Origin of the sequence: Providencia alcalifaciens (assembly GCF_915403165.1) — a bacterium.
Lineage (GTDB): Bacteria > Pseudomonadota > Gammaproteobacteria > Enterobacterales > Enterobacteriaceae > Providencia > Providencia alcalifaciens_C.
In genome coordinates, this window is sequence record NZ_OU659204.1 from 3,400,412 (window position 1) to 3,412,496 (window position 12,085).

Sequence of the window (12,085 nt, forward strand, 5' to 3'; positions counted from 1 at the left end):
TTGGTGATTAACATCATATTTATGCACTATACCGTCTTTTATAAATTGGATGTTAACATTAACAATATAGACATTCTGACAGTAGGAGAATATCTATGGGCAAAAAAACACGCGCTAACATGCATGCCTATCTCACATTAAGTGGTTTGTTATTTACTTTTTTTTGGACATGGTCATCCGTGTTTTCCTTGGTATCTCTGTGGCTCAGCCAAAAAATTGGCCTAAAGGGCACCGATACAGGCATTATTTTTTCTGTTATCAGCCTAACCGCATTTTGTGCTCAGCCTCTTTACGGATTTATTCAAGACAGGCTTGGCTTGCGCAAAAATCTATTATGGTTTCTGGGGGGATTGCTATTAATCAGCGGGCCTTGGTTTATTTTTGTCTGTACCCCGTTATTAAAATGGAACATTTTTGCGGGAGCTGCTGCGTTGGGCATTTATGTTGGCGCGACTTTCTTTGCCGGTATTGGCGCACTTGAATCCTATACTGAACGCGTCAGCCGCATCGCGAGTTTTGAATATGGTCGTGCCCGTATGTGGGGTTCACTGGGCTGGGCAGGTGCCACCTTTTTTGCCGGGTTATTATTTAATATCGATCCCAACTTGAATTTCGCCATGGGTTCCGCCAGCGCACTTCTGTTCATCATCCTGTTATGGCGGTTACGCAACGTTCGCCCTCATACCATGAATGAGCTTGAGTTCGGCAAAACTCAGTCGCTGACTATCGCTGATGCGCTGGGATTATTACGCATGCGCTCATTTTGGTCTTTGGTGATATTTGTCTGCGGGGTAAGTGTTTATAACGTCTACGATCAACAATTTCCGGTTTATTTTGCCTCGCTGTTTGCTAACCAAAACGAAGGCAATGAGATGTTTGGCTACTTAAACTCGCTTCAGGTCTTTTTAGAGGCCGGTGGTATGTTCTTAGCACCTTTCCTCGTCAATCGCATTGGTGCAAAACGTGGCCTGCTTTTAAGTGGTGTCATCATGGCGCTGCGCATTTTAGGTTCCGGGCTTGCCGACGATGCAATCACGATTTCATTGATGAAACTGCTACATGCGGTTGAACTTCCTATCCTATTAATTTCATTATTTAAATACATTACATCCGTATTTGATAAACGTTTATCTGCAACCATCTACTTAGTGGGTTTCCAGTTTGTAGCGTCGCTCTGCGCCTCATTCTTATCCCCACTCGCGGGGTACAGCTATGACACGATAGGCTTTGCAGATACCTATATGATCCTCGCCGCTATCGTCATTTTCATGACGATAATTTCAAGTGTCCTTCTGCAATCAGAGGATGCATCAACCGTCAATCACATGACAACATCGAAAAAAACGGTGGAACTATGAACCAAAAACTTCAGCAAGCACAATTTGCTCTTGAGCAACTTAAAGCTCAACGTGGAAACACCTATTACCCTGACTTCCATCTTGCTCCGCCCGCTGGCTGGATGAATGATCCAAATGGTTTGATCTACTTTGATGGGTTATATCACGCATTTTATCAACATCATCCAATGAGTGCTGATTGGGGACCAATGCACTGGGGTCACGCCACCAGCCACGACATGATCCATTGGCAACATCAGCCTATCGCGCTAGCGCCCGGTGATGATTATGATCGTGATGGATGTTTTTCGGGTTGTGCCGTGAACGATAATGGAACCCTTTCACTCATTTACACAGGGCATGTGTGGCTAAAAGACGCCGGTGACGATAGCGCTATCCGTGAAGTGCAATGTTTGGCAACCAGCACTGACGGAATTCACTTTGAAAAACAAGGTATTGTGTTAACACCTCCTGATGGCATTATGCATTTCCGTGATCCTAAAATTTGGCAAGAAAATGGAACTTGGTGGATGGTGCTCGGTGCACGAGACGCGGCAAATTGTGGACAAACGTTGATCTATAAAGGTAACTCACTACGCGAATGGCAACTTGATCGGATCCTCGCCCATGCGGATGTTGATGGTGGCTATATGTGGGAATGCCCAGATTTCTTCCGGTGTGGCAACCACCACTATTTGATGTTTTCACCACAAGGCATCCAACAAAGCACGGGTTACCAATATCGTAATCGCTTCCAATCCGGCGTGATCCAAGGTCACTGGCAAGCGGGAAGTGCGTTTATACAAAGTCAAAAATTTACTGAACTGGATAATGGGCACGATTTCTACGCGCCACAATCATTCACGACAGCGGATGGGCGACGTATCATTATGGCTTGGATGGATATGTGGGAATCTGCCATGCCGTCCAAACAAGAAGGCTGGGCAGGCTGCTTAACCCTACCACGCGAGCTATTTGTACGAGATGGGCATTTATGCCAACGCCCAGTGATTGAAGCCAAATCACTACGCCAACAGAGCCAACCCATTGAGCCTCACTCAATCAGTAAAACAGAAGTTTTACTCGACCATTCCAGCGCCATCGAGTTAGAGCTCGTTTGGGATATAAGCCAAAGCAATGCAGAACGATATGGTATAGCGCTAGGTAATAAAGTGGGCGATGGATTAGAGCTGTATATTGATAACCAATCCCAGCGCTTAGTGCTCTGGCGGCACTACCCTGAATATGAGCTGGACGGTTATCGCAGCATTCCATTACCCGCAAGCGATAAACTTTCATTGCGTATTTTTATTGACCGCTCCTCCGTTGAGATCTTTGTCAACGAAGGTGACGCTGCAATGTCTAGCCGTATTTATCCCCAACCTGATGCACGCAAGCTCATGTTATTTGCTTCTCATGGCACCGCGGTTATTTCTGAAGGGACACTTTGGCAACTCAAATAATTATTGAGCCGGAATTGAGATAAACAAAATCGCCTTGTGATAAGTGGCATCATGAAGTAGCTCCATAAAGTTAGATATTTTGAGTTAAGTATCTTGTAAGGTCTGATTTCGACACACAATTGGAGTCAGACCTTTTAATTTGGCGAAAAAATAGTAAATATCTTTCTGAATAAAAGAAGAATGATTCTTATGACAAACTTTGATTAGCCATCATAATTTTTTATCACACAATTTATTTTCGTCGACTCCATGTTTTGAACATAATTAAGACTAAGCTCCTAGGATGTGATAATTATATTCTTTATTATCTTGTTAACTTTCCGATGCGATGACTTTTTAGCAAGGTTGCTTAGCCATGAATAGAGTATTGCGTTTAACCAACGACACCCAAAAAGCAGATTACAGTTTAAATAATCAACAAGAACTGTCGGCATTATTAACCCAGTATTTCCCCGCAAAATACCAATATTTATTTGCCCATGCGGAACAACAACCCGATGGCGCAATTATCTGGAGTACATCCGTCTCTGGTCACCCCACTCCATTATCATCTTTAGATAAAGTTGAATTTTCAAATAATCACCGACTTCTTTGCGAGAGATTAAATGATATTCAGACGCGGGCTAATAAATTACTTGAACAAAAACAAATCACCCAAGAACAATATTTATTATTAGAAAAAGCCGCCGTCCTTCCTGACACTGAAAGTGTTTATATTATAAACAACCAGCCAGTTATTACATGGTGGCCGAGAACAACGCCCCTTCCGGCTCCGGTTGTACCTCCTGCGGCTATTCAACCCACAGCCCCTATTGCTGCTGCCGCCATTGCGTCAAATAAAAATCGTTGGTTAGCTTTATTTGGCTTTTTAATTCTGTTATTACTTTTCGCACTGTTATTTTCATGGCTAAGAGGCTGTTTTGATCCTAAAACTCTCCCACCTGCTGTAGAAAATACGCATGTTGAACCTGCGCCTAAGCCTATTCCTGAACCCATTCCTGAACCTGCACCTGAGCCTGAGCCTATTCCTGAACCTGCACCTGAGCCTGTTCCTGAGCCTGAACCTGTTCCGGTTAAACCATTAACACCGATGGAAAAATGCCTACAAACGGAAATGCAAAAACGCGGAATGACGGACGCAAAAGCCAACTCTGTCTGTTATGCAAAATTAAATCCACCGGTACGAAAAGTGTGCCCAGTGAATCGGAACCCTAAAGATGCGCCTCAAGTTGTTATTATTTTCGATGCCTCTTATTCCATGAATATGAGCATGAAATTGACAAGACAACAAATTGACTATATCGAAGAAACTTGGGAACCATTCACAGGTTGGGACGTGGAACCAAGACGTATTAGCGTGGCCAAAACAGCATTAGGGGAAATTGTTAAACACATACCTAATGACACAAATATCATGACGATCGTTGCAGCTGACTGCGAAAAAATCCAGTCGACAGGGAATATCACGCCGAATAATCGCTCTAGTTTATTGAATTTTATCAAAAGAATAGAGCCTGACGGTGGAACTCCACTGGCTGACTCCATCGCTCAAGCCAATAAATCGATTAAAGACAACAACCGAGATACGATTATTATCTTGATCTCGGATGGTGTTGAATCTTGTGAAAAAGACCCATGTGCCGCAGCGAGAGCGTTAAAACGCGCTCACCCTAAAGCTGTTATCAATGTTATTGATATTATGGGAAGTGGGGCTGGAAACTGTGTGGCAAAAGCGACGGGAGGAAAAGTCTTTACGGCCAAAAATGCCAAGGACGTTGCGGTAATGATGAAAAAAGCCCTCAGTGATTATATTCCAGAAGGATGTAATTAATTTCATATTATAATTCTTATTTTATGGTGCAATATTGTTCTATTGCACCATAAAAAATTAAAAGGTGAATTTTAAAACTTTCATCACATTAATTTATTAGCATTCATAATACCGGTTCGTCATTATTTTCATTTAACATACAAATTCATATGCGATTTACTTTTATTTCATGACCAACATCAATTTGAAAATTTAACATAATAGACAACACGTTTTTTGTTGATTAAAATAACAGATTAAATCATGCCTTCCAGAAACATTAACAATCAGAAAATTCTCATGTTATTTTAATTTAAAAAATTAGGAAGATTAAGGTGAATAAAGCTTTCCTGCGTAGTGGAAAATTAGAAAATTATCTTCCATTGGGAGAAAATGGGCAGGCAATTTATGTGTCTGCATTACAACTTCGAGAAACATTGCGCTTACAAAAAAAAAATAACATTGCAGATTGTCTCGCCATTCCCCAACCTAATGAAACTGGTGAGCGAATTGATTGGTACTCCCCTGTTGATGGCGAAATTATTTCTTGGACAACCGCATCTGAAGAAGAAAAAAATAATGCTTATGCACTGCTGAAAAATAATCAAAATGAATTGAAAAAATTCAGTGAAAATAAACTGCAATCAGAAAATAAAGAGCAGCAATTATTTGGTGCACTACTGAGTAAAACAATCCAATTTCCTGATCAAGACCACGTTTATATTGTCGGTGGTCAGCCTGTCATTACATTTTGGGGATTCGTGAGCGAGAACAAACAGTCACGTACCGATCCTGTGGCCTGTTTAAAACCATTAGTTTCTCCTACGCCAATCGCAACAGCCACCGCGCCAGTGATTGAAGCCACTCCGATGATTGTCCCCAAAAAACCGTGGTGGCGATTTTTGCTGTGGTTATTACCTTTACTGTTGCTTCTACTGCTTGCCGCTTTTTTTTTACGAGGTTGCTTTAGTGCCCCCATCATGCCAACTGCCAATCTTGATATGCCACAGGTGACCCTACCGAATATCAATGTTCCCGCCGTTGAACTCCCTACACCGCACTCTGGTGTAGACCCGATATTAGTCGCGCCACGGTCTACTCAAGTAACCAATACCCATGGCGTAAATGGTACCGTGGTCACTCCCGATTTAGCCACAAACGGGCAGATTGCAGGCGCGGTAGAGGCCAATCAACCAAACACTCCATTAGTCGACCCTGTTATTACGCCATTGCCAGAGGGTGACAATGGCAATATACCAGCAGTATCACCAGACCCCAACGCGCCAAATACGCCTGTGGTCGATCCAGTTCAATCTGCCTCCGGTAATACACCAGCCACCGCCATTTCCGCAAATAACGACGCAGTGGTAAATACATCAGTACCGCTGAATATTCCGCAAGAAGCCGTTCAGAATGGATCGGTTCAGTTTTTAAATGGACAGTGGAATGTGGGCGCTGGTGTTCAAGATCAAAAAACCGGTAAGCCACTAAGCCTGCAATACAATATGAATAATGGTAAAGGTGACGTCATTATGACCCGCAGTGATGGCGTGACTTGTCGGGGTCCCATCGTGGCATCCATGAATTCTGGTGGGCTGAATATTAATAACCAAGCCCAAGCAAATTGTAGCGATGGCTCATCCTATCGCATGCCCAATATTACCTGCCGCCCTGGCGCAAAAAACATCGCTGACTGCCAAGGCGCATATGATAAAAATCAAATATTCCCTATCTCAATGAAGCGGGAGAGTAACTAATTCTATGTTAGCGCAATTAACTGATCATAAAGATAAAATAACGCTTATTCGTGATAGTAATATCCAATTTTTGGATTTTGGTTTTACGCTGCCCCAACGTAAAGAGTATGGCGAATTCACACGCAAAGGCGAAAATGGCCCATTACTGCGTTTAATTTATGATGAACGCAGCGATAAGTTTTTCTTCCCTGCGCCTAAAAATAGCACGCCGACAGCATCAGAGCCTGAATTTAGTTTTTCCATCGAAGAGTCATTAAAGTTACTGAATGATATTTGGATCCCGCTACCCTTTTTCCGATTCAATCCACCGAGATCATTTTCTAGTGGCCCATATAACTGGGCCAGAGCCATGTTTCACCAATTGGCTGAACCCGATGAAGATGGAAATACACACCGCATTGTCGTCGCGTTTGATACCCGAATTGTGCCAAATCGTGAAAATACTGCTTATCTTGCACCGAATGAAGATGATGTGCGCTCAGGTATTGGGTTTGCTCTCGCCTATTTAGGCCATGAAGTTGAAGATTTCTTAGAGCTTTCTTGGGTTGATAGTTGGTTGCGTGAAATTTTCAGTGAACAAGCCACATCAACACTCAGAATGTATCACGATGAATTGGAAGAGGCGCTTTCACAGTTTCAACATCAAGCCCATTACCTCAATCTGCTGCAAATTCTGGGTAAGGATATTAAGTTACCCGAAGTTAAGCTGAATGAAACCAAGTCCCAAGAGCCACCGATTGAAGTCGATTTAATCTTGGACGTTGGCAACTCACGAACCTGTGGGATCTTAATTGAAGATCATAAAAACGATGACAAAGGTCTGACCCAGCTTTATGAGCTGACTCTTCGTGATTTAAGCCAGCCTTATTATGTTTACAATGAGCCATTCCAAAGTCGGGTTGAATTCGCCCAAGCTGAATTTGGTAAACAAGATTTTTCCGTCAGTAGCGGACGCAATGATGCCTTTATGTGGCCAACAATTGCTCGAGTGGGCCCAGAGGCCAACCGAATGGCATCTCAACGACTCGGTACTGAAGGGTCTACTGGGGTTTCTAGTCCAAAACGCTATTTATGGGACGATACCCCTTATTCCCCAGGATGGCGTTTTAGTCGTTCTTTTGGTCAAACCGAAAAAGAGCCATTGGCAACCGCAACCCCAATGACTTATTTATTGAATGACCACGGTGAACCGCTTTTTCGTTTAGACGAAAATGATCGCATGCCCGTTTTTACGCCAAACTATACCCGCAGCTCACTGATGACCATCATGCTAACTGAGGTTCTCACTCAAGCATTGACCCAGATGAACAGCTCAGCGCAGCGTTTAAAAATGAACCATGCCAGCGCACCGCGTCAGCTACGCAATATTATCTTAACCATTCCCCCTGCAATGCCGAAGCCTGAAAGAGTCATTTTCGAAAACTGCATGGAAAATGCCCTTGGGTTAATATGGAAGGCAATGGGCTGGAACCCAATTGATAACCCGCTAACATTTAAAGGCAATGATGTTGATTGCCGTCCACCACTGCCTTCAATTCATGTGAAGTGGGATGAAGCCACCTGCGGGCAATTGGTGTATCTCTATAACGAAACACAGATTCACTTTGGTGAGCGCACTGAAGCATTTTTTAAAAGCCAAGTTCGTGATGATAACCGAGCACTCACAGGGGATTCCGTATTAAAAATTGCCTCGATTGATATCGGCGGCGGAACAACCGATTTGGTGATCACCCGTTATAAATTAGATGCAGGTAATGGTAGCAACGTTAAAATCGTTCCCACTCAGCTATTTCGTGAAGGATTTAAAATCGCGGGTGATGATATTCTTTTAGATATCATTCGACTCTGCGTATTACCCGCACTGCGAACCTCATTACTTGATTCCGGTGTCTCCGATCCTGATGCGCTGATGTCCTCCCTGTTTGGTAGTGAAGGGTTGGATGCGGGACAACAAGTCTTACGCCAGCAGCTCACGTTACAAATTTTCAGTCCTATTGGGTTAAAGATTTTAAATCAGTACGAAAATTATAACCCACTGAAAATTTGCGAAAATATTAACACGACATTTGGTGAGTTTTTATCCCAGCAACCAACCCAAAAAGTGTTTCATTACATCAACGATGCCGTCAATAAAGAGCTAGGCACCACCGATGCGTTTTCGATTCTCAATGTGCCTTTGCAAGTCAATTTCTCTCAACTTCATGGGGAGTTTATTTCAGGGCAACGAATCAATATCACCTCCAGCTTGAAAGCCTTGTGTGAGGTTTTACATTACTATTCCTGCGATATTTTATTGCTAACCGGCCGACCTTCTCGATTACCCGGCATTCAAGCGCTCTTTAAATTGCTGCAACCTGTTCCGCCATCCCGCATTTTACCTTTGCATGGATATAAAACGGGTGGATGGTATCCGTTTAATAAAAAAGGGCGGATTGACGATCCAAAATCCACCGCAGCGGTGGGAGCGATGCTCTGCTTGCTCGCTGAAAATTCTCGGTTATTGAATTTCTATTTTTCTATCGGGAATTTCCGCCCCTATTCCACCGTTCGCTATTTGGGGATGTTGGATAGCCATAATACGTTAAGCGATGATGTGGTCTATTACCGAGATATTGACCTTGACCGCCCAGACTATCAACTCGATGAGCAGACCTCTTTCGAAGCTCGAGGTGCAGTCCGTTTGGGCTTTAGGCAATTAAATAATGCCCGTTGGCCCGCTTCGCCGCTCTACACATTGCGTATTAAGAATCCCAAATTGGCTCAAAAGCTCAGTGTGGAAAACGGCGTTATCCGCATGAAATTACAAGTTGAGCAACAGCGTCCATCCCGTGACGATAACCCGGTAAGTCTTGAGCGTTTTGTGATTTCCGAGGTTGAAATGCTGGATGCATCGAATGTCAAACCACGAGATTTAAATTTTAAGCTCAACACATTAGCAGACAGTGGTATTGGCGAAACTAACTACTGGATGGACAGCGGGAGTGTATTAGTTAAATGAGTATGAATAATGAACAACAGCTGATTGATGGCTGGAACGCCATTTACCAAAATGCCGACAATGCAATTAACTGGATTAACACGGTCAGAGAGCATGCTCCTCGTCTAAACACTGAGGCTGATAGTCTTATTTATCGCTTAAGACGCAGCAAAAACATCGCCAAAAATTTGGTAACCGCTACCCAGCGCCCGATGTCGGTTGGCTTCTTTGGTCTGTCTCAAGCAGGAAAGTCATATCTTATCTCGGCATTGGCGGCGGGCAATAACGGACGCTTGAAAACAAAAATGTCCGGTAAAGAGTTGGATTTCATTGACCACATTAACCCACCTGGCGGCGGTAAAGAGGCCACTGGGTTAGTGACTCGATTTACGCGCTCGGCAACCAAAGGCACAGACAGCCACCCCGTTGAATTACACCTATTCAATGAAGTGGAAATTATTAAGATCCTCGCGAACGCTTATCTGTATGACTTTAACCAAGAAAAAATTGATTACGTTTTAGACGAGCAAAAATTATCCCAGTTACTCACGCAGTTTGAGCAACAGCGCGCCTCTGCGCCTGTGGCGGGTATCTCCCACGATGATATGATTTCTTTATGGGACTATTTAAAGCGCCACGCGGAAAACAGTCACAAAAAGCTCGCATTAACTTATTGGCCGAAAGCGGTTGAATTGGCACCGTACCTATCGATTTCACAACGGGCAAAACTTTTCGCCATTTTATGGGGTGAAATCCCTGAATTAACAGAAGCTTACGAAATCTTTAGTCGCACCTTAGCGAAATTAAATTACGCTGAGATTGTGCTTGCCCCGCTAGAATCATTAGTCAAAGAACGCAATGGCATCCTCGTTCAAGAAGACAGTATTATGAACGTCGATATGCTTGAGCGGCTCAATAAAAGTATTGATAACGACATCCAAGTTTGCCCAATCAAGGGAGAACATGTGGGTTCGCCAGTGTCACTCTCGATTGCCGAATTAACGGCACTGACCGTCGAAGTCGTGATCCCACTGCTTGATACCCCAAGCAAACCGCTCTTTGAGCAGGTTGAGCTGTTAGACTTCCCGGGTTACCGAGGCCGACTGGGCGTTGAGTCCATGAGCGGCATTCGCAATGCCGTGGACAGCGACGATGCCAACCCACTCGCCCAATTAATTTTACGTGGAAAAGTCTCTTATTTATTCGAACGTTACACGGATAACCAAGAGATGAACGTCCTGGTTGTCTGTACCGCATCCACCAAACAGTCCGATGTCAAAGAAGTGGGCGGCGTGCTCACGGAATGGATACATAACACTCAAGGTAAAGATGAGCAAACACGGGCCAAACGCCCTTGTGGGTTAATCTGGGCGATGACGATGTTTGACTTACGTATCTCTCAGTCACTCTCGCTCAATGAAGCCCTTTTACGCCAATCTTGGGGTAAAGGCGGCATGATCAAAATGGCAATGCTAGAGCGTTTTGGTCAATACCCTTGGATGTCTGATTGGGTTGATAATCACGCGTTTGATAACACCTTTTTAGTACGGAAACCTCGCGTTCCAACCTCATTTATCCGCATGCAAAACGAGGAAGAAATCGCCTTTGATGATGGCTGTAAAGAACATCTTCAATTAATGAAAAGAACCTACGTGGAAGATGAGTTTGTTCAGCGACATATTCGCGATACCAGTGAATCATGGGACAGCATGTTGCAGCTCAATGATGGTGGCATGTCACGCCTTGCTAATTACCTAGAGACTGTTGCATTAAAGAAATTGAAATTAGAGCGTATCACTGAGCAACTCGATGAATTAAGAAAAGAATTGATCGGTAATTACCTTGAAAAATGGTATCAATCTGGCGGTGAAGAAGAGTTATTAGTCAAAACGAAAAATGCCGAGGCCATCCTACGTTTCATGCAGAAAGTGCCTTACCTGCAAGGGCCGTTTATTGATTACATCATGCCGAGCCGCAAAGACTTGTATGAGCTTTATATGCAAGAAGAAAGCGCACTTAGCAAGATTAAAGATCCTAAACAGTCTGACGCCGAGCCGCAAAATGTCTCGATTTTCTCACTTGGCGGCAACGAATTTGGTGGCGGTATCGACCTATTTAGTGATGAGCCAGCCACCATTTCTGCCCCTGAAACCGATAAACCCCAAAGCTATGGGTATGAAGTCATTTACCCACAAAAAGTCATTGCGCTTTGGATAAACCATTTACGCAGTTTACCGGATAACAATACGTTACTGACTTACCTTAATATCGAACAAGAGATTATGGTGACGTTTGTCGATGAGCTGATTACTGCCATTTCCCGTTTGCAGCTAGAGCAAAAGCTGGTGAATGCGCTGGCAGGGACAGAAACGGTCGGCGTTTTGCGAGATAAATTAGCCGAGTCTCAAGTTTCGCGTGTTCATAACATTTTAGGTGATTTCATCACTTGGTTTAATTTCAAAGATGAAGGGGTTCTACGTCCAAACAGCAAAGTGAATGTTGGGAAAAAAATCTTTGAACGCCCAGACCGAAATAGCGTGGAATGGGCGGATGACGAGCGTCTTGTACGTCTCCCGACAACACCACTGAATTACACTTTCTTATTTGTTTACGACTGGTTAATCGCTCTAGATACCATCATTAAAGAAAACGCAGGTCACTCTGCTGGGCGAGAAATTAGCGCTGAGCAAAATGCTCAACTTGGTCAAATTATTAAATCGATGAAATCATCATTGGAGTAA

Annotated in this window: 6 protein-coding genes; all 6 read left to right on the plus strand. The window is 43.6% G+C overall.

The window, feature by feature from the left end:
• Positions 1–95 precede the first annotated feature (95 nt).
• The 6 genes from LDO73_RS15525 to LDO73_RS15550 all read left to right on the plus strand — a co-directional run bounded on the left by LDO73_RS15525 (position 96) and on the right by LDO73_RS15550 (position 12,085).
• A complete protein-coding gene (locus LDO73_RS15525; RefSeq protein ID WP_224059218.1) occupies positions 96–1,358 on the plus strand; it encodes an MFS transporter in 1,263 nt (420 codons plus the stop codon).
• A complete protein-coding gene (locus LDO73_RS15530) occupies positions 1,355–2,800 on the plus strand; it encodes a glycoside hydrolase family 32 protein (RefSeq protein ID WP_224059220.1) in 1,446 nt (481 codons plus the stop codon). Before LDO73_RS15525 ends, LDO73_RS15530 begins: the two co-directional genes overlap by 4 nt.
• Positions 2,801–3,155: 355 nt before the next feature.
• Positions 3,156–4,631 (plus strand): vWA domain-containing protein, encoded by a 1,476-nt coding sequence (locus LDO73_RS15535; protein ID WP_224059222.1) that lies wholly within the window; start codon positions 3,156–3,158, stop codon positions 4,629–4,631.
• A gap of 314 nt (positions 4,632–4,945) precedes the next feature.
• Positions 4,946–6,367: an SrfA family protein gene (locus tag LDO73_RS15540; protein WP_224059224.1), complete on the plus strand. Its 1,422-nt coding sequence runs from the start codon at positions 4,946–4,948 to the stop codon at positions 6,365–6,367.
• Positions 6,368–6,371: 4 nt separating this feature from the next.
• Positions 6,372–9,365 (plus strand): virulence factor SrfB, encoded by a 2,994-nt coding sequence (locus tag LDO73_RS15545; RefSeq protein WP_224059226.1) that lies wholly within the window; start codon positions 6,372–6,374, stop codon positions 9,363–9,365.
• Positions 9,362–12,085, plus strand: coding sequence for a putative virulence factor (locus tag LDO73_RS15550; RefSeq protein WP_224059228.1), 2,724 nt, complete (start codon positions 9,362–9,364; stop codon positions 12,083–12,085). The genes LDO73_RS15545 and LDO73_RS15550 overlap by 4 nt, the downstream gene beginning before the upstream one ends.